General features: G+C 72.4%; 17 protein-coding genes and 1 pseudogene. 10 read left to right on the top strand and 8 right to left on the bottom strand.

The window, feature by feature from the left end:
• Window positions 1-12 precede the first annotated feature (12 nt).
• Window positions 13-1,218, top strand: coding sequence for a cytochrome P450 (locus OO67_RS00835; RefSeq protein ID WP_033296600.1), 1,206 nt, complete (start codon window positions 13-15; stop codon window positions 1,216-1,218).
• Here OO67_RS00835 and OO67_RS35925 read toward each other — a convergent pair.
• Window positions 1,201-1,587, bottom strand: coding sequence for a hypothetical protein (locus tag OO67_RS35925; RefSeq protein ID WP_033296599.1), 387 nt, complete (start codon window positions 1,585-1,587; stop codon window positions 1,201-1,203). The two genes, OO67_RS00835 and OO67_RS35925, sit on opposite strands and share 18 nt — an antisense overlap.
• Window positions 1,588-1,859: 272 nt before the next feature.
• On the opposite strand from OO67_RS35925, the gene OO67_RS00825 reads away from it, so the two are divergent.
• Window positions 1,860-2,375, top strand: a complete 516-nt coding sequence (locus tag OO67_RS00825; RefSeq protein ID WP_033296991.1) for a GbsR/MarR family transcriptional regulator — start codon at window positions 1,860-1,862, stop codon at window positions 2,373-2,375.
• A gap of 50 nt (window positions 2,376-2,425) precedes the next feature.
• On the opposite strand, the gene OO67_RS00820 is transcribed toward OO67_RS00825, so the two are convergent.
• Window positions 2,426-3,259 (bottom strand): diacylglycerol kinase family protein, encoded by an 834-nt coding sequence (locus OO67_RS00820; RefSeq protein ID WP_033296598.1) that lies wholly within the window; start codon window positions 3,257-3,259, stop codon window positions 2,426-2,428.
• Between the two features lie 186 nt (window positions 3,260-3,445).
• Here OO67_RS00820 and OO67_RS00815 point away from each other — a divergent pair, with 186 nt between their 5' ends.
• The gene (locus tag OO67_RS00815; RefSeq protein WP_033296597.1) at window positions 3,446-4,729 is read left to right on the top strand and encodes an adenylosuccinate synthase; all 1,284 of its coding nucleotides are present in this window, start codon (window positions 3,446-3,448) and stop codon (window positions 4,727-4,729) included.
• A 103-nt stretch (window positions 4,730-4,832) separates the two neighbouring features.
• Here OO67_RS00815 and OO67_RS00810 read toward each other — a convergent pair whose 3' ends face one another.
• Window positions 4,833-6,371, bottom strand: coding sequence for a substrate-binding domain-containing protein (locus OO67_RS00810; protein WP_033296596.1), 1,539 nt, complete (start codon window positions 6,369-6,371; stop codon window positions 4,833-4,835).
• A gap of 267 nt (window positions 6,372-6,638) precedes the next feature.
• Between OO67_RS00810 and OO67_RS00805 the strand changes: the two genes are divergently transcribed.
• Window positions 6,639-7,526, top strand: a complete 888-nt coding sequence (locus tag OO67_RS00805; protein ID WP_033296595.1) for a glycoside hydrolase family 19 protein — start codon at window positions 6,639-6,641, stop codon at window positions 7,524-7,526.
• A 207-nt stretch (window positions 7,527-7,733) separates the two neighbouring features.
• Window positions 7,734-8,225 (top strand): hypothetical protein, encoded by a 492-nt coding sequence (locus tag OO67_RS00800; RefSeq protein ID WP_033296594.1) that lies wholly within the window; start codon window positions 7,734-7,736, stop codon window positions 8,223-8,225.
• Between the two features lie 80 nt (window positions 8,226-8,305).
• Here the strand turns inward: OO67_RS00800 and OO67_RS36070 are convergent.
• Window positions 8,306-8,760: pseudogene (locus OO67_RS36070) on the bottom strand (DNA polymerase III subunit beta); the annotation flags it as partial.
• 366 nt (window positions 8,761-9,126) lie between these two features.
• Between OO67_RS36070 and OO67_RS00790 the strand changes: the two are divergent.
• Window positions 9,127-10,584, top strand: coding sequence for a helix-turn-helix domain-containing protein (locus OO67_RS00790; protein WP_208860945.1), 1,458 nt, complete (start codon window positions 9,127-9,129; stop codon window positions 10,582-10,584).
• A 5-nt stretch (window positions 10,585-10,589) separates the two neighbouring features.
• On the opposite strand, the gene OO67_RS00785 is transcribed toward OO67_RS00790, so the two are convergent.
• From OO67_RS00785 to OO67_RS00775, 3 genes are all read right to left on the bottom strand, one after another.
• Window positions 10,590-12,452 carry a serine/threonine-protein kinase gene (locus OO67_RS00785; RefSeq protein WP_033296591.1) on the bottom strand — a complete coding sequence of 621 codons (1,863 nt, stop codon included), beginning with the start codon at window positions 12,450-12,452 and terminating at the stop codon, window positions 10,590-10,592.
• A 76-nt stretch (window positions 12,453-12,528) separates the two neighbouring features.
• Window positions 12,529-13,014: a MarR family winged helix-turn-helix transcriptional regulator gene (locus tag OO67_RS00780; RefSeq protein ID WP_033296590.1), complete on the bottom strand. Its 486-nt coding sequence runs from the start codon at window positions 13,012-13,014 to the stop codon at window positions 12,529-12,531.
• Window positions 13,011-13,640 (bottom strand): DJ-1/PfpI family protein, encoded by a 630-nt coding sequence (locus OO67_RS00775; protein WP_033296589.1) that lies wholly within the window; start codon window positions 13,638-13,640, stop codon window positions 13,011-13,013. Before OO67_RS00775 ends, OO67_RS00780 begins: the two co-directional genes overlap by 4 nt.
• 174 nt (window positions 13,641-13,814) lie before the next feature.
• Here OO67_RS00775 and OO67_RS00770 point away from each other — a divergent pair, with 174 nt between their 5' ends.
• The 3 genes from OO67_RS00770 to OO67_RS00760 all read left to right on the top strand — a co-directional run bounded on the left by OO67_RS00770 (window position 13,815) and on the right by OO67_RS00760 (window position 16,765).
• A complete protein-coding gene (locus OO67_RS00770) occupies window positions 13,815-15,188 on the top strand; it encodes an aspartate aminotransferase family protein (RefSeq protein ID WP_033296588.1) in 1,374 nt (457 codons plus the stop codon).
• 91 nt (window positions 15,189-15,279) lie between these two features.
• On the top strand, window positions 15,280-15,993 hold the full coding sequence (locus tag OO67_RS00765; RefSeq protein ID WP_033296587.1) for a GntR family transcriptional regulator: 714 nt from the start codon (window positions 15,280-15,282) through the stop codon (window positions 15,991-15,993).
• Between the two features lie 121 nt (window positions 15,994-16,114).
• A complete protein-coding gene (locus OO67_RS00760) occupies window positions 16,115-16,765 on the top strand; it encodes a hypothetical protein (protein WP_033296586.1) in 651 nt (216 codons plus the stop codon).
• Window positions 16,766-16,870: 105 nt separating this feature from the next.
• Here the strand turns inward: OO67_RS00760 and OO67_RS00755 are convergent, their stop codons facing one another.
• Complete coding sequence (locus OO67_RS00755; RefSeq protein WP_078597522.1) at window positions 16,871-17,656, bottom strand: SLATT domain-containing protein; 786 nt, start codon at window positions 17,654-17,656, stop codon at window positions 16,871-16,873.
• A gap of 360 nt (window positions 17,657-18,016) precedes the next feature.
• Between OO67_RS00755 and OO67_RS00750 the strand changes: the two genes are divergently transcribed.
• A complete protein-coding gene (locus OO67_RS00750; RefSeq protein ID WP_033296990.1) occupies window positions 18,017-18,355 on the top strand; it encodes a YbaB/EbfC family nucleoid-associated protein in 339 nt (112 codons plus the stop codon).
• Window positions 18,356-18,393: the final 38 nt, after the last annotated feature.

Here is an 18,393-nt window from a genome sequence, read left to right as displayed (position 1 = left end):
TAGCGTCGGCTCATGCACGTGTCCTTCGATCCCTGGTCCCCGGCGTTCGTCGCCGACCCGTACCCCGCCTACGCCGCGCTGCGCGCCACCGGCCGGGCGCATTACTTCGAGCCGACGGGGCAGTGGCTGATCCCGCACTACTCCGACGTGTCCGGGCTGCTGCGCGACCGGCGGCTGGGGCGGACGTACCTGCACCGCTTCAGCCACGACGAGTTCGGCGTCACCGCCCCGCCCGCCGCCCACGAACCGTTCCACACGCTCAACGGGCAGGGGATCCTCGATCTGGAGGCCCCCGACCACACCCGGATCCGGCGCCTGGTCGCCAAGGCCTTCACGCCCCGCAGGGTCGAGGCTCTGGCTCCCACGGTGGAGCGGCTGGCCGCCGGGATCGTCGACGACTTCGTGGAGGCGGGCGGCGGCGATCTGCTGAGTGCGGTCGCGGAGCCGCTGCCGGTGGCCGTCATCGCCGAGATGCTGGGTGTCCCGGAGGCCGACCGCGGGCTTCTGCGGCCGTGGTCGGCGGCGATCTGCGGGATGTTCGAGCTGAACCCGCCGGAGGAGACCGCGCGGGCCGCCGTGCGGGCGTCGGTCGAGTTCTCCGGCTACCTGCGTGAACTGATCGGGGCACGGCGCGCGGACCCGGGGGCCGATCTGATCTCAGGACTCATCGCCGCCCATGACGACGAGGACCGGCTGACGGAGCAGGAGATCGTCTCCACCTGTGTGCTGCTGCTCAACGCCGGCCACGAGGCGACCGTCAACGCCACCGCCAACGGCTGGTGGATGCTCTTCCGGCACCCGGAGCAACTGGCCTCCCTGCGCGCCGACCACGGCCTGTTGCCCACCGCGGTGGAGGAGTTGCTGCGCTACGACACCCCGGTGCCCATGTTCGCGCGGTGGGTCCTGGACGACATCGAGGTCGACGGCACCGTCATCCCGCGGGGTTCGCAGGTCGCGCTGCTCTTCGCGTCGGCCAACCGGGATCCGGAACGCTTCGCCCACGCGGAGCATCTGGACCTGTCCCGGAAGGACAACCCGCACATCTCCTTCGGCGCGGGCATCCACTACTGCCTGGGCGCCCCGCTGGCCCGCCTCGAAATGGCGGTTTCCTTCGGAGAGCTGCTGCGCAAGGCCCCCGGCATGCGTCTGGCGGCCGAGCCGGAGTGGAAGCCCGGATACGTGATCCGGGGTCTGCGGGAGCTACTGGTCGAGATCTGAGGCGAGGGCGCCTGAGAGCCGTATGTGGTCCGGGTGATGTGGGTTCGCCCAGGTGTGCAGGCCCCACGTGGCGAGGGCGAAGACCGCCGCGGTGCACGCGCCGGCGACGAGGGCCCGGGACCGCACGGTCCTGTGCCCGCGCGGCAGACGCAGGGTCAGCAGCCAGGTGACCGGGGGGATCAGGGCACCGGCGAGCAGGACGAGGGGCAGCTCCGTCCAGAGGACGGAGAGATCCCTGGCGTGCCCTTCGAAGCCGGCACCCATGTGCAGGCCGGTACGGAGTGACGAGGCCCAGACGTACAGGGCGGTGGCCGCCCCGAGCGCCGCCGTCGCACACCCGCCGTACCCTGCCGCGTCACGTTGCTCCATACGCTCCATGACGTCCGCACGCCCTGGCCGGTTCCTGCCGGCCGGGTCCGTGGGCCCGCCGCCGGAAGGCTTCCGGATGCCTTTCGGGGGCCCTCCGGGGGCCGGCTTCCCGCCCGGCCGGGACGCGGCCGGTGAGCGGCGGGGTCCTGCCCGCGGCCTTCGCCGTGAGTGCCTTCGTGATGTTTCCGGAAGTACGCTGACTTCGCAAAGTCGTGAAAGCGCAGAAGTGTGAAGGCCGGATCGTGATCGGAGCAGGGCAGGCGGCGGAGCCCGTGAGCGGCGGGGCCGGGGGTCCCGGCGATCGGGAGGGCGGGGTCGCAGGGCGCGACCAGGACGCGGTGTCACGCTTCGTCGAGCGCTTCGCGGCGGAGATGACGGAGGCCGGGATGCAGCGGATGGCCGCCCGCGTCTTCGCAGCCCTCCTGGCCGAGGACGACGGTTCCATGACCTCGGCGGACCTCGGCCGGCAGCTGCGGATCAGCCCGGCCGCCGTATCGGGCGCGATCAACTACCTCACCCAGGTCAGCATGGTCGGCCGCGAACGCGACCCCGGCTCACGCCGCGACCGCTACCGCCTGCACGACGAGATCTGGTACGCCGCCTTCGCGAGCCGGGACCAGGTGCTGACGCGCTGGGAGCGAACGCTGAGGGACGGCGCCCGTTCCCTCGGCGAGGACACCCCGGCCGGGACGCGGCTGGGGGAGACGGCGGAGTTCTTCGCATTCCTGCAGGCGGAACTGACCGGTGTCCTGGACCGGTGGCGCGAGAGCCGCGCGACGCCCGGCTGAGGCCGCGGGCCGGGCTCAGGCCGCGGGCCGGGCTGAGCCACGGGCCGGGCTCAGGCACCCACGGGGAGCACCAGCCCCCAGGCGCCCGCCCGTACCGTCCACGTGCGGGTCCTGACGGGGCCCGCGACCTGTATGTCCGCGCGGTAGCGGAAGTCCGGGCCGGAGACCGTGACCGCCTTGGCCTCCACCGTGTGCGTCTCGCCGGAGGCCGTGTGGATCACCACGTCCGCCAGGCCTCCGTCCCCCTGCGCGGCCACCGAGACGCCCTCGACGGGCCGGTCCAGGTCGTTCAGCAGGACCCCGTCCGCCTCGACCCGCAGCCGGTGGGCCCGGACGGGGCCCGAGTGCGAGGGCGGGGCGGGGCGGACCAGGGAGGCCACCAGCGTGCGGCAGGTGTCCCAGACCGTGTGGGGCGGGCCCGGCGCGGGCCTGGCCGCCGGGATGCTCAGCTCGCCGAGCACGACTCCGTCGCTGTCGTCGACGAGCAGGTCCAGCCTGCGGGCGGCCCCGTCGAGCGCCGTGCGGGCGGCCGCCACGGCCCCCCGGGGCACGCCGAGTGCGTGGGCGAGTTCCAGCGTGTGCGCCGCGCCGACCGGGATCAGGGAGAGCGCGCTGTCCGCGAGCTCGCGTTCCCGGTGCAGCTGGGACACGGCGCGCAGCAGCGCGTGGTCGTCGCCGACCACGACCGGACGCCTGGAGCCCCGCCGGGACAGGGCCCTGGCGAACTCGTCGGGGCTGTCCGCGAGGCAGATCTTGGTGTGCGCGCCGGCGCTCAGCACGTCCTTCGCGATGCGCACGGACTCGCCGTCGTAGCGGCGGGCAAGGGGGTCTATGAGTACGAGTAGCTGGTGGTCGCCGTCGCCGGGGGGCTCTGCAGCCGACACCTCGGTCCTTCCTCGGGTAGCATCTTGGTGCAAGAGCCCCTTGCGCTATTGCGCCAGGGGCTTCGTCTATTCCGGGGCACCCGGTTCGACGGCTCAGGCTTTGCCGCACATCGTCGTGCGGCAGGTACGACCTTTACGTACGCCCCCTGACCTTGGACATGCCCCGCCCGGAAGGGGTGTACGCCTGTGCCCGCACTTGTGCTGCTCGGTGCTCAGTGGGGTGACGAGGGCAAGGGGAAGGCCACCGACCTCCTCGGTGGATCCGTTGACTATGTGGTGCGTTACCAGGGCGGCAACAATGCCGGCCACACGGTTGTCGTAGGCGACCAGAAGTACGCACTGCATCTCCTCCCCTCCGGAATCCTGTCGCCGGGGTGTACCCCGGTCATCGGTAACGGTGTCGTCGTCGACCCGGCGGTCCTGCTCTCCGAGCTGAGCGGTCTGAACGAGCGAGGCGTGGATACGTCCAAGCTCCTGATCAGCGGCAACGCTCATTTGATCACTCCGTACAACGTCACCGTCGACAAGGTGACGGAACGCTTCCTCGGGAAGCGCAAGATCGGCACGACCGGTCGCGGTATCGGCCCGACCTACGCCGACAAGATCAACCGCGTGGGCATCCGCGTCCAGGACCTCTACGACGAGTCGATCCTGGAGCAGAAGGTCGAGGCGGCGCTGGAGCAGAAGAACCAGCTCCTGGCCAAGGTCTTCAACCGGCGCGCGATCGAGTCCGGCAAGATCGTCGAGGAGATGCTCCAGTACGCGGAGCAGATCAAGCCGTACGTCGCCGACACGACGCTGATCCTGAACAACGCCATCGACGAGGGCAAGGTCGTCCTCTTCGAGGGCGGTCAGGGCACCCTGCTGGACGTCGACCACGGCACCTATCCCTTCGTCACCTCGTCGAACCCGACCGCGGGCGGTGCCTGCACCGGATCCGGCGTGGGCCCGACGAAGATCAGCCGGGTCATCGGCATCCTCAAGGCCTACACCACCCGCGTCGGTGCCGGCCCCTTCCCGACGGAACTTCTCGACGAGGACGGCGAGGCGCTGCGCCGGATCGGCGGAGAGCGCGGTGTCACCACCGGCCGTGACCGCCGCTGCGGCTGGTTCGACGCCCCGATCGCGCGGTACGCGACCCGGGTCAACGGCCTCACCGACTTCTTCCTCACCAAGCTGGACGTGCTGACCGGCTGGGAGCAGATCCCGGTGTGCGTGGCCTACGAGATCGACGGCAAGCGCGTCGAGGAACTCCCGTACAGCCAGACCGACTTCCACCACGCGAAGCCGATCTACGAGCTGCTGCCGGGCTGGTCCGAGGACATCACGAAGGCCAAGACCTTCGCCGACCTGCCGAAGAACGCGCAGGCGTACGTGAAGGCGCTGGAGGAGATGTCCGGCGCCCCGATCTCCGCGATCGGTGTCGGCCCCGGCCGCACCGAGACCATCGAGATCAACTCCTTCCTGTAGGGGCTCCCAGCTCTCCGCAGGAGCGGCGCGACGGCGGCCGGACCTTCCCACGGGAAGATCCGGCCGTCTCCTGTTCCAAGGGCGTTCCCCGCTCCGGCAGGGCTCAGTCCTCCCCGCAGAGCCGCATGCCCTTCGGAGTCGCGCAGGGCAGGTGGCCGTTGGTCCGCATGATCTCCTCGCCGTATTCGTCCAGGTAGTTCAGGAAGCCGGCCACCAGGGAGTCCGCGGGCGGCGAACCGTAGGTGTACGCGTACTCGATCTCCCGGTACGGGTAGCTGCTCGTGGCGACCGTGTCGACGGACGGGGTGGTGCCGTCGATGGCTGTCCGGTGCGCGCCGTCGGGTACCGCGCCTCCCCGCAGTTCGGTGTATCCGATGGCTCCGTCGAGCTCGGCGACCTCGGCCAGGACCTGGTCCGTCCCGTCGAGTTCGCAGCGGAGGACCGGGGCGTCGGCGTAGTCCTTGGTGACGCAGTCGCGCGAGGACGTGGCGGGCTCGTTGGCGTTCAGGACACGGCGCTGGAAAACCTCGCGGGTCCCGGAGTTGGCGTCCCGGCTGACGAGCCGGATGTCCAGGTCGGGGCCGTCCGCGACGATCTCGTTCCAGTTGCTCACGTCGCCGCGGTAGATCCGTCTGATCTGGTCGAGGGAGAGGTCCTTCACCGGCACCGTGTCGTTGACGACGAGGGAGAACAGCGAGATCGCGACCCGTTTCCCGTTCAGCTCGGTGAGAGCTGCCGGCCTGGGGCCGTCGGACAGGGCGATCATGGAAGGGGAACCGGCGGATCCGGCCTTGGCGCCCGTGGCGTCGAGCTTTCGCACCCCGGCGTTGCTGCCGTGGATGTCCAGGCGGATCCTCGCGCCCTCGCACTCGTCCTCGTACTTCTCCTTCAGCTCCTCCACGACCGGCTCGAACGCGGTGGAGCCGGTGACCGTGAGGGTGCCCCTGGCGCAGTCCATCGGGGGCGGGGAGTCGTCCCGCACGACGATGATGCCGGCGAGCGTGACGACGCAGGTGGTGAGGGCCACGGTGATGATCCTGGACGCCGGTCCGAACAGCGGAGGCTTCTCGTCGGGGCGGGCGGCCTTGTTCCGGGCCACGACGCCGTCCCGGATGCCGCCGGTGACCTTGACCGGTCCGCCCACGCGCGAACCGGTCAGCAGGACCAGGAGCTTGAAGTGCTCGTTGCGGTTGAGCGGGACCCGCGGCAGCCGGATGACCGAGCCGTCGTGCCGGAAGCCGGCCGCCGGGGTGAAGTGATCCATCAGGTGCTCGGCGTCCGGCGAATGGGTCACGGCGATCCCGCGGACCGTCCGGCCGGTGAACTCGGCTGTGAGGCCGTTGAGTTCACCGCGTCCGGTGTAGTCCTCGTCGCCGATCGACTGTGAGCCGTCGTTCTCGACGCGCAGCAGGACGAGGGTGGCGTCGGCCATGTCCGGGGTCTCGTCGAAGAGCCCGAGCCGCACATTGGCCCGGCCCTGGCTGACTTCGCTCCCTATGGGGGTGTCCATCTGCACGCGGTAGCCGATGCGCTTGCGGCGCGGGACGCGGCGTTCGTACCAGAGCACGCCTGCCGAGGTCGCGACGCCCAGTACGGCGGTGAGGGCGGCGATGACGTTCTCGGGGGTGAACAACGAGTCCATGGTGCTCGCGCTCCCTCGTGGGTGCGGTGTGCCGGATGGCGTCACCGTACGGCCGGGGATTCGGTGGCGGGAAAGCCTCCGCTTTCCTTCCGGTGAAATTCGTCTCGCGTTCAACGAGGCAGTGGCCGGGCGGAGTTGGGGGAGAGCTGCGTCAGGGACGAGTTTTGGTCTAGACCTTGACAGGTCCAGACCATCGACGCTTGAGTGGCCGTAACCCCCCATGGCGGTGCTCGCTCGGTGCGGGCGTCGCGTCGAAGGAGTGATCACGTGGCCAAACGTGTCATGAGCCTGATCGTCGCGCTGGGCGCGGTCATCGCGACGTTCGTCTTCCTCCCCGCATCCACGGCGTCGGCAGCCGCCTGCGCCCCGGCCTGGAGCGCCTCCGCCGTCTACTGGGGCGGGGGCTCCGCCTCGTACAACGGGCGCAACTGGTCCGCGAAGTGGTGGACCCAGAACGAGAGGCCCGGCACGGCGGACGTCTGGGCCGACCAGGGCAGCTGCGGTGGCGGCACGGACCCGGGGCAGCCGGACCCCTCGGGCTTCGTCGTGAGCGAGTCGCAGTTCAACCAGATGTTCCCGAGCCGGAACTCGTTCTACACCTACAGCGGCCTCACCGCGGCACTGAGCGCCTATCCCGGCTTCGCCAACACCGGCAGTGACGCGGTCAAGAAGCGGGAGGCCGCGGCGTTCCTCGCCAACGTCAGCCACGAGACCGGCGGGCTGGTGCACATCGTGGAGCAGAACACCGCGAACTACCCGCACTACTGCGACACCAGCCAGTCGTACGGCTGCCCCGCCGGTCAGGCCGCCTACTACGGCCGCGGGCCGATCCAGCTCAGCTGGAACTTCAACTACAAGGCCGCCGGTGACGCACTCGGTATCGACCTGCTGGGCAACCCCTGGCAGGTGGAGCAGAACGCGTCCGTGGCCTGGAAGACCGGTCTCTGGTACTGGAACACCCAGTCAGGACCCGGCACCATGACGCCCCACAACGCCATCGTGAACGGCGCCGGCTTCGGCGAGACGATCCGCTCGATCAACGGCAGCATCGAGTGCAACGGCGGCAACCCCGCCCAGGTCCAGAGCCGCATCAACAAGTTCCAGGCGTTCACCCAGATCCTCGGTACGACGCCTGGCTCGAACCTGAGCTGCTGAACCCGGCCCCACCCCGGGGAGAGGGGGCGCGCCCGGCCTCGGCCGGACGCGCCCCCGTTTCGTCCCTTCGGCCCGCTGCGGCATCGGCCCCGGGGAGGCCGCGCCTCGCCGCGGTGCCCCGTCGCCAAGGTCCTGGGGCTCCCTCGCTCGTGCCTCGGCCGGCCCCGATTGGTCTTCGGGGGCGCGTGGTTGGCAGGATCACGCGCCATGGACACGGACAGCTCCGGCACCCCGCCCACGACCACCGAGGCCCGTCTCGCTCTGATCGACAGCTCCCTCGCCCGGCCCTTCCCCGTGGGGGAGGAGAGCGAGGACAGCGGGGTGCGCAGCAGCGGACCCGGACATCACCTGCTGATCCTGCGGGCGAGCCGGGACTTCTGGGACGACCGGTCCCCCGAGCTCGTCGAGCCCGCCGAACAGGAGATCGAGACCGAGTTCAGCGCCGTGGCGACCGCGTTGAGCGACCGATGGGGCGAGCCGGAGACGGTCGACCTCTGGCCGTATCTGGAACGGGACGAGGAAGGGGCGGAGGCAGCCCCGGAGCCGCTGGGACAGCTCTGCAGCCTCGCGGGCAGCATGCAGGTCTGGCGTGTGCCCGGGAGCACGCGCTGGCTCGGTCTGGCCGTGGGGCAGGCGGACCCGGAGTTTCCCATCTGGCTGCTCGCCGCGGTCGGAGGGACGACAGTGCTCCCGGGGTGAGAACCGCACCCCGGGGGCCGTAGCCGCACTCAGAGCAGCGGCGGCTTCACGGACATCAGCAGGTGCTGGTACGTGACTGGGCCTGGGCAGGGTGTCGTCCCGCCCCGCCGCCACCGCCACCTGCGCGACCGCCGCGGCGAACTCCCCGGCGTCCACCGCCCCGCGCACCTCCGGCAGCGGTGGCAGCGCGGGGTGCTCGTCGAGAGGCAGGGCCGAGAGGCCGAAGCGGGAGCCGTCCGCCGTGACCGTGAAGCGCGAGCCCTCCACCGCGCACTCCACGGGCCCCTACGGGCAGCACCTTGCAGATGTCCAGCAGCCGCCGCCCCATGACCAGCACCCTCCCGGGCCGGGTGGTGTGCGCCTCCGCCTCGACGCGCACGGAGGCCTCGAAGTCCAGCCCGGACACGCGGAGCCGGCCGGCGTCGACATCGAGGAGGAGCCCGCCGAGGACGGGGACGGGTGAACGCGCGGGCAGCACCCGGGCCGCCCGGGAGACGGCAGCGGTCAGTGCGCCACGCGCCATGCGGAATTCCACGGCAGGGGCCTCTCGTCCGGCGTACGGCACGGTCGAGAACCACGCTAGGGGGCATCACTGACAGCGGCCGTGGGCCGACGACAGCGACCACCCCCGTGAGCCGCTGCCGTCGTGCCGTCCGGACGTCCCCCGACGTCCTCGGGCCCCCGGATCCGGGACGTTCCGACGTCCCCCGACGTCCCCGGACGTCCCGGAACACGCTGGGGACTCTAGGGGTGCGGGGTGGCGGGCCGGGAGATTCAATTCGCACTGCGTGGCCCGCGACGGGTATCAAACCGCACAGCCGGACCGGTACTCTGCACTCCGGTTTCCGGGAGGAACGGAGAACACGTGCGTGCGCGGGAACGGGCCGACGACGTACTGCTGATGTACCGGCTGGCGCGGACCGGTGGATCGCCCGAGCTGCTGCGCAGGCTGGCCCAGCGGGCGGAGGGCTGGGCCGGGATCCTGGACGCGGGCGGCACGGTGCTCCAGGCAGTGGCCGGGAACGTCCGGTGGCCGGGTCACGAGGCGGCCGGGCTCGCGTCGCGGGCGGCGCGGGAGCTGACGGCCCGTGGGACGGGCTCGTACTCCGTCGACACCGACGAGTGCTCCGCGCTGCTGCTGCCCCTGGACCGGACCCCCGAGAACCGCGGCCCGGTCCTCGCCCTCGTGGGACCCAGACCGCTGCCCGGCGGACTGACCACACTGATGGCCGACGCGGTGATGCCACTGGCCCTGTCCTGGGCGTCGGAGAGCGTCGAACGCAAGCGGCGGCGGGTGGACCTCGCGGAGTCCCGGGGCCGGGAGGCCGTCCTGCACCTGCTGATGACCGGTCAGCTCTCCATCGCCCACCAGGTGGCCGGCGCCCTGCGGCCGAAGCTCCCCGATCCCGTGCGCGTCTGTGTCGTGGAGTGCTCCGGCGGACAGCGGGACGAGGTGGCCCGGATCTGCGCGGACGTCTCCGGCGGCCGGACGTGGATCGTGCGCTGCCCGGTGTACGCCCGCCATCTGATCCTGATCGTGCCGGCGGACGAGGAAGCGGAGGCGGAGGGGACGGAGCGCGGCCGCGCCCTCGGTCTGGCGGTCGCCGGACTCGTGGACGACTGTGTCGTGGGCGTCAGCGAGGAAGTGCGGCTGCCCGACACGGCCACCGCCTACCAGCAGGCCTTCCACGCCCTCGCCGTCGCCCGTGGGCTCCCCGGACGGCACGCCAGGTTCGGCGTCGCCCAGGAGCCCGCGCTGGTCGTCGGCCCCGCCGGGGCGCGGTGGGCCGACGCCCTGCTCGCGCCCCTCCTCGCCTATCTGCCGCGCCGTTCGCAGGACCCGGGCAGCCAGGAGCTGTCGGCGACCCTCGCCTCCTGGCTGGCGTTCTCCTCCCACGCCACCCAGCACCTGAAGATCCACCGCAACACCCTGGCCTCCCGCCTGAAGCTCGTCGGCGAACTCCTCGGCCTGGACCTCAACCGGGTCGCCGACCAGGCGGCCGTCGACCTGGCCCTGCGGATCAGGGCCACCCCGTCCCTGCACCCCGCCCGCCCCGAGGGTTCCGCGGCACCCGCCGACCTCGACGTGGTCCTGCGCGCCCCCGACGTCCAGGGCTGGGCCGTCCAGCAGCTGCGGCTCCTGGGGCGGGCCGGTCCCGTGGGCGAGGAGACCCTGCGGACATGGCTGCGCTGCGAGGCCCAACTGACCCCTGCCGCCGCCGAACTGGGCATCTCGGTGCCCGGGGCGCGCAAGCGCCTCACCCGGTTGGAGGCCCTGCTGTGCCGGTCGCTGCTCCAGACGCCGAGCGCGCGGTACGACCTGTGGCTGGCGTTCCGGGCGGTGGACCTCGCGGCGTGAGCCGCTCAACCGGTCCTCTCGTACGTCAGGCTCTTGCCGGTGGCCGTGATCTCGCGGTGCAGGGTGCCGTCGGGCAGCAGTGTCAGCACGGTGGGCTCCCCCGGGGTGCACGACGACATCGGTTCGCCGGCGGTGACCCGGGACGGCCCGATGCGGAGGGGTCCGCCGGATGAGGGCTCGCTCTCCAGGTCGGCCCGGAACACGCAGTGATAGGAGCCACCGGAGCCGAGCGGGCCCTCGGCCGTGAGGGACAGCACCGTGTCGCCCACCTCGCCCTGCTGGATGACGAGTCGGCGGGTGGACGCTCCCCCGCCGCCTTCGACGGCCCCGGACCAGGTGCCCAGGAACGCGGCAGGGACGGTGCCGTCCTCCTCCGAGCCGTCGGAACCGTCGTCGTCACCGGCCGCGCCGTCCGCGTTCGTACCGTCCGAGGACGAGCCGGTGGAGCCGGTGGTGCCGGTGGTGCCGGGGGAGACGGTGCCGGTCGGGGACGCCGTGGTGCGGCCGTCCCCGCTCCGCATGAACGCGTGGACACCCCAGCCCGCCCCGACCGCGACCAGCAGCGCCACGGCGGCCAGCAGCAGGGTGGAGACCGCCCCGCGCCGGCGGCCCGGTGCGGGCGGGGCGAAACGGGTCTGCGGGCTGTGCGGAGGAGGGGGCCCGTAGCCGTATCCGTAGGCGTGGGCGGGCTGTTGCGGGTGGCCGTACGAGGGCGGCGGCGGGGTCCGCTGCGGCACCGGCGTGGGCGGCCCGACCAGTGTGGGGAGCCCGTGCGCCGCGCCGGGAGGGCGCACCGGCGCGGGGGGAACGGGCCCTGAGGGGCCGGGCGGCACGGGGCCGGGCGGCACGGGCTGCGGGCCTCGCGCCGGACCTCCTGCCGGGGCGCCTCCCGCCGGGGCGCCTCCCGCCGGGGCGCCTCCCGCCGGGGCGCCCTCCTCCGGGTCCTCGGAATCCAGGAGTTCCACGGCGTGCCGGCCCAGCTGGGCGATCAGCGCACCCGGCAGCCAGGGCTCCGTCGTGTCCGTATCGCCCAGCCGCTCCAGGACGGCGTCCGTGGAGGGCCGCGCGGAAGGGTCCTTCGCCAGGCAGTCCCGGATCAGCTCGACCAGGTCGACGGGTACGCCGGTGAGGTCCGGGTCCTCCTGCGCGATCCGGAACATCAGAGCGTGGATCCCGCTGTCCGCCGCGCCGAACGGCAGCCGGCCGGTCGCCGCGTAGGCCAGCACGGAGCCGAGGCAGAACACGTCGCACGCGGTCGTCACGCGCTCGCCCCGCACCTGCTCGGGCGCCATGAATCCGGGTGAGCCGATCATCGCGCCGGTGCGGGTGAGGCCGCCGTCGGCGACGGTCTCCAGGGCCCGCGCGATGCCGAAGTCGATGACCCGGGGGCCGTCGATCGTCATCAGGACGTTGGACGGTTTCAGGTCGCGGTGGATCAGCCCGGCCCGGTGGATGTCCTGCAGCGCCCGCGCGAGCCCGGAGCCCAGGATGCGGACGGAGCGCTCGGGGAGCGGACCGTACGCCCCCGACCCGGTCACCGGGGCGCCCGGACGGCCCGAGACGACGCGGTGGAGCGAGGGCCCTGCGACGTAACCGGTGGCCACCCAGGGCACAGCCGCGTCGACGCCGGAGTCGAGCACCGGCGCGGTCCAGGTACCGCCCACCCGCCGGGCGGCCTGCACCTCCGCCCGGAAACGGTCGCGGAAATGCTGCTGTTCGGCGAGTTCGGGGCGGACCAGTTTGATCGCGACGACGCGGCCCCGGTCCGAGCGGGCGAGGAAGACCCGGCCCATCCCGCCGGCGCCCAGACGCCCCAGCAGGCGGTAGGTGCCGATGCGTCGCGGATCGCCGGAGCCCAGCTTCTCCATGGTGCGCTTCCTCCCCCGTACGGCCATGGCGGACCGTGGACCGAGAATAGCGGCGCGCGTGCCCCGGAAGCCGCCCTCAGCCCGCCGGGGATTCCGGTGGCACTCCGGCGGGGGACGTCAGGGTGTCCATGGCGGCCGAGAGCCGCTCCAGCACCCGCACGGTCCGGGCGAACTCCTCCTCGCCCAGTTCCTCGGCGAGTCGGTCCGCGAACTCCGCGTGGGCGGGCTCTATCCGGCTCACGGCGGCCCGGCCCTCCGGTGTGGGCCGGAGCAGTTTGGCCCGCCGGTGAGCCGGGTTCGCGAGGTACTCGGCGAGGCCCCGGTCCACGAGGAGGTCCGCGATCCGCTGCACGCTCTGGCGGGTGATCCCCATGGAGCGGGCGATCCCCGACACCGGGAGGGGCTCGGTCAGGACGGCGCCGAGGACCTGCCACCACGCCGCCGTGAGGCCGACGGGTCCTGCCAGTTCCTCGGCGACGGACAGGAACCTGCCGTTGAGCCGGAACACCCCGATCGCGGTGCGGCTGAACCGGTCGGCATTCCCGGCGTGCTCCCCGCTCATCCTTCGAGCACCTCGTACGCGCTCGCGTCCGAGTCGTGGAAGAGCCGGTACCAGGCATCCAGCTTCTCAGGCCCGAACACCCCGAGCAGGCCGAAGATCTCTCGGGCGAAGGCGACCGGCTCGGTCGGCCCCGCCGTGACGAGAGCACCGCGCGACGCCCCGCCGGGTCGCGTGTCACCGCCGGCGTCGGTCACCGCGTCGGCGTCCACGTAGTGCGCGCCGCCCGCGTATCCCGTGGCCGCGAGGTAGAACGACACCGCGCTCGTGTGGGGACGGCCGTCGAGCAGCCCTTCGCGGGCCAGGCCCGCGGTCGCCCCGCAGATCGCCGCGACGGGCACCCCGGCGTCCAGGAAGGCCCTCGCCGCCCGGGCGAAGGGTGCGAGGGTGTCGCCGGTGTCCCAGAGGGAGGCGCCGGTGAGGATCAGCAGCTCGCTGTCGCCGGGGTCCAGCTCGTCGAGCGCCAGGTCCGGCAGGACGCGTACCCCGCCCATGGTGGTGACGGGGGCGGTGGTGAGGCCGACGGTGCGCACGGTGTGACCGTGCTGGGTGAGCTGCGCCGTGGCGAAGCCAGGCTCCCAGTCGGCGAAGGTGTCGTAGACGGCCAGGTGAACGGTCGTGCCGGTCATGATGACCTCCGGTGGCGGAACGCGAACCTTATGACAGGAGGCTGTCATCATGGCAGCGTGCTGTCAACTCTCCGGCCGCTTCGGGACGGAGACCCGACACCCTGCCGAGCCGGGCGTCCCACGCCGTACACAGTGGCCATGGAGGGAGGCGGCCCCGCCGCATACGCTCGCCCCATGAGCCCCGATGCCCCTCGCGCCCCGTACGCCGACCCCGCAGCGGGCGCGGCCGTGAAGGCCGCCGACCGCGCGCACGTGTTCCACTCCTGGTCCGCCCAGGGCCTGATCGACCCCCTCGCCGTCGCCGGCGCCGAGGGGGCGTATTTCTGGGACTACGACGGCAACCGCTACCTGGACTTCACCAGCGGCCTCGTCTTCACCAACATCGGCTACCAGCACCCCACGGTGGTCGCCGCGATCCAGGAACAGGCGGGCAGACTCGCCACCTTCGCCCCCGCGTTCGCCGTCGAGGCACGTTCCGAGGCGGCGCGCCTCATCGCCGAGCGCACCCCCGGCGACCTGGACAAGATCTTCTTCACCAACGGCGGGGCCGAGGCCGTCGAGAACGCCGTCCGCATGGCCCGGCTGCACACCGGACGCCAGAAGGTGCTCTCCGCCTACCGCTCGTACCACGGGGCCACCGCCACCGCGATCAACCTCACCGGCGACCCGCGCCGCTGGGCGTCGGACACCGGCTCGGCGGGTGTCGTCCGCTTCTGGGCGCCGTTCCTCTACCGCTCGCCCTTCCACGCCCGGACGGAGGCCGAGGAGTGCGCCCGCGCGCTCCAGCACCTGGAGGACACCCTCGCCTTCGAGGGCCCCTCGACCGTCGCCGCCGTCGTCCTCGAGACGATCCCCGGCACGGCGGGCATCATGTCGCCGCCGCCCGGATACCTCGCGGGCGTCCGCGAGCTCTGCGACCGCTACGGGATCGTGTTCGTGCTGGACGAGGTGATGGCCGGCTTCGGACGCACCGGCAGGTGGTTCGCCGCCGACCACCATGACGTCGTGCCCGACCTGATGACGTTCGCGAAGGGCGTCAACTCCGGTTACGTGCCGCTCGGCGGCGTCGCCATCAGCGCCGAGATCGCCGCCACCTTCGAGACCCGCCCCTACCCCGGCGGGCTCACCTACTCCGGTCACCCACTGGCCTGCGCCGCGGCCGTCGCCACGATCGGGGTCATGGAGGAGGAGAAGACCGTCGAGAGCGCCGCACACCTCGGCGAGCACGTGCTCGGCCCCGGCCTCCGCGAGCTCGCGGAGCGCCACCCGTGCGTCGGCGAGGTGCGGGGGCTCGGCGCGTTCTGGGCGCTGGAGCTGGTCCGCGACAGGGAGACCCGCGAGCCCCTGGTCCCCTACAACGCGACCGGCGAGGCCAACGCCCCGATGGCGGCCTTCGGGGCGGCCTGCAAGGAGAACGGCCTCTGGCCCTTCATCAACATGAACCGCACCCACGTCGTCCCCGCATGCAACATCACCGAGGCCGAGGCCAAGGAGGGGCTCGCGGCCCTGGACGTCGCTCTCTCGGTCGCCGACGCACACACCGTGTAGAGGGCACCGGGCACGGCGCCCTCCCCCGTGCCCGGAACCGGGCACATGCCCTGGCTTAAGGTGACCCAAGCCGAGAACGGGAGGGGGCGCCATGGGTGCGAGCGGAGGTGTGACCCGCAGTACGCTGCGGCAGCAGATCACCGACGCGCTGCGTGACGAGGTGCTCGCGGGGCGTCTGCGGCCACGGGTGGAGTTCACCGTCAAGCAGATCGCCGAGCAGTACGGGGTCTCCGCGACGCCCGTCCGGGAAGCGCTCTTCGATCTCTCCGCGCAGGGACTGCTCGAATCCGACCAGCACCGCGGCTTCCGGGTCCGCGAATTCACCGTCGCCGACTACCGGTCGATGGTGGAGGCGCGCGCCCTGGTCATAGACGGGGTGTTCCGGGGGATCTTCGACGGGACCGGTTCGGCGCCCGCCCTCATCGGCGCCCACCGGGCCGCACTCGTCTCCGTACGCCGCCGGGCCGAGGAGGCCGCACGGGCCGCGCGCAGCGGCGACCTCGACATCCTCATCGGCTACGACCTGCGGTTCTGGCGGGAGCTCGGCGCGGTCATCGGCAACACCTACATCAACGACTTCCTGCAACGGCTGCGGATGCAGGCCTGGGCCTTCGCCGTGCCGTACCTGCGCGGGGACGCCGACGTGTGCGACTGGCTGTGGAACGGCCACCAGGAACTGGTCGACGCGATCGCCGCCGTCGACGGGCCCGCCGTGCGGGCGGTGCTGGACGCCTACTACGCGCACGGGCTGAACTGGGCGGACCGGCTGGCCGCCGGCGACCCCCCGCACCCGGGCCACGGCTGAACGCACACCGGTCCGCGGCGGGCCGCCCTGGCGACCCGGGACCGCCCGCACCCTGTGCGCGCGGTCCCGGCCGCATTACGCTGGCCGGACCATCGCACGAACCGTTGGAGAGCGAGACTTCGTGGCCTGTGACCTGTGGCTGGTCCCCCTCGTCGATGTGCTGTGCCACAGCCCCGACAACCCGTTCGCCGAAGAGATCGCCGTCTACGACAAGGCGTTGACCGAGGCGGGGCTGCCGCCCGTGCCCGTCTACGCCTACATGCCGGGGCTCACCGGGGACGTCGCCCCGGTCGCGGGGTTCGACTACGACGCCCTGCACTTCCTGCGCCGCGCCTACCTCCTCCAGCTGAGCGGCCTCGCCGTCACACCCGTCGACGAACTGGGCGGGGACTACGAGCAGTTGCTGGAGATGTTCGAGCAGAGCGCGCAGGAGTCGCACCTCGTCTGGCACTACGACCACGCCGGAGCGTACGTCCCGGTGGACTTCCCCCGTCCGCTCTCCGACGACCAGCTCCTGGAGGGCGGCGGCCCGTTGGGCTCCTCGCACGGCCTGCTGCGCGAGCTGGAGTACGTGGCGCCCTCCCTCGGCATCGACCCGGCCAACCCGCCGGCCGCCCCTCTGCCGCCCGCCGGCCCGACGACGCTGGAGGAACCGGCCGCCCCGGCCCCGTACGACGAGCATCCCTTCGCCCGGGAACGTCACGTCTGGCTGGGCCTGCACGCGGCGGCCACCCGCAGCCTCGCGCAGGGCTCGATGATCATCTTCAGCTGACCCGCCGCGCACACCGCCCCGCCGCGCACGCAGCTCCGCCGCGCACACCGCCCCGCCGCGCACACCGCCGTGGCCGCCCCGCCCCTCCAGGGGGGGCCACGGCTCTCAGCGGGGCGGCTCGGGCGGCCGCTGGCGCGGCATGTTCGGCCGGGCCACCGGCAGGGTGAGCCGGCCGGGGGCGGCCCCCGGCTCGGGCCGGCCGCCCGGCCCGCCCGACACCAGTGACTGCATGCCCATGGGTGCGGGGCCGGCCCGGAACTCCACCATCCAGTCCGCCGTCTCCATGCGGACCAGCTCGGTGACGTCCTCCGAGAAGCGGCGCAGGACCCCCAGGCACCGTTCCGCCGCCTCGCTGGCCGTGCCCTCCGTCGGCCCGAGCACCTCCCGGACGCACTCGGAGGACCAGTCGAACTGCAGCACCTGCAGGCGCCGCTGCACGGCCTGTGCCGTCGCGAGGTTCCTTATCCAGCCGGACGTCAGCCCGAAGTACCGGTCGCACGCCATGCAGGCGGCGCCGAGAAGCAGCGACAGGTACCCCCAGCCGGCCGAGCCGTGCAGTTCCCCGGTCAGGTCGAGCAGCGGGAGGGCGGCGCCCGCGACCACACCCGCCGCCGTGCCGAGCCGGAGCAGTCTGGCCGTGCGCCGCTTGCGGACCCGGTCACGCAGATACCAGTCGGCGGTCTCGATGGCGCCGGCCTCGACCCAGCGGTAGAGGTCGTCGAGCCGTTCGGCGGGCTCGCCCCAGTCGCCGAGGGGGAAGGCGCGGCCGGTCAGGTCCCGGGGGCTCGCACCGTTGCGCGAAACGGACCGGTCGGTTCCGGTGCCTGCACCGGATCCCGCGCCGGGCTCCTTGCGGGGCGGCCCTTCGGGCTGCATCTCCGGCTGACTCACCGGGGCACTCCTCTGCACTCTGCGTTCGGCGCGTATCGACGCGGGATCGGCACGGTTGTCGGTCACGGGAGGGACGGCTGACGGCGTAAGACCGGGTCCCCCCCGCGTAACTCTGCGTTACCTCCACTATGCGTACGGGTACGGATACGCATGCTCTTCCTACCGCCGAATGGTGGGCCGCGGGGTCGAAATCGCGGGATTCCCGGATGGGCAGGGCCTCTGGTCAGGTATAGGAGCGCGGCAGGCAGTTTTCAGAACTCACCCGAAAGAGTTGGTCCCGGGCGGGTGGGGCGCGGCGTCCGGCGAACACGTAGGCTCGGCATACCGAAACAATCCGTCGTCGAAGTGCCAGGAGTGACCGTGATTCCCGGTGGTGGCCAGCCCAACATGCAGCAGCTGCTCCAGCAGGCCCAGAAGATGCAGCAGGACCTTGCCGTGGCCCAGGAGGAGCTGGCCAGGACCGAGGTCGAGGGACAGGCCGGCGGTGGTCTCGTGAAGGCCACCGTGACCGGGTCCGGCGAGCTCCGCGCCCTGGTGATCGATCCGGGGGCGGTGGACCCGGAGGACACCGAGACGCTCGCCGACCTCGTGGTCGCCGCGGTCCAGGCGGCGAACGAGAACGCCCAGCAGCTCCAGCAGCAGAAGCTGGGTCCGCTGGCCCAGGGCCTCGGCGGCGGCATGCCGGGTCTCCCGTTCTGACCCCTGTAGCTACCCAGGCGTACCGGATACGGTACGAG

It is taken from the genome of Streptomyces atroolivaceus, from assembly GCF_000717025.1.
Classification (GTDB): Bacteria; Actinomycetota; Actinomycetes; order Streptomycetales; family Streptomycetaceae; genus Streptomyces; species Streptomyces atroolivaceus.
This window is presented reverse-complemented; position numbering and strand designations above follow the sequence as displayed.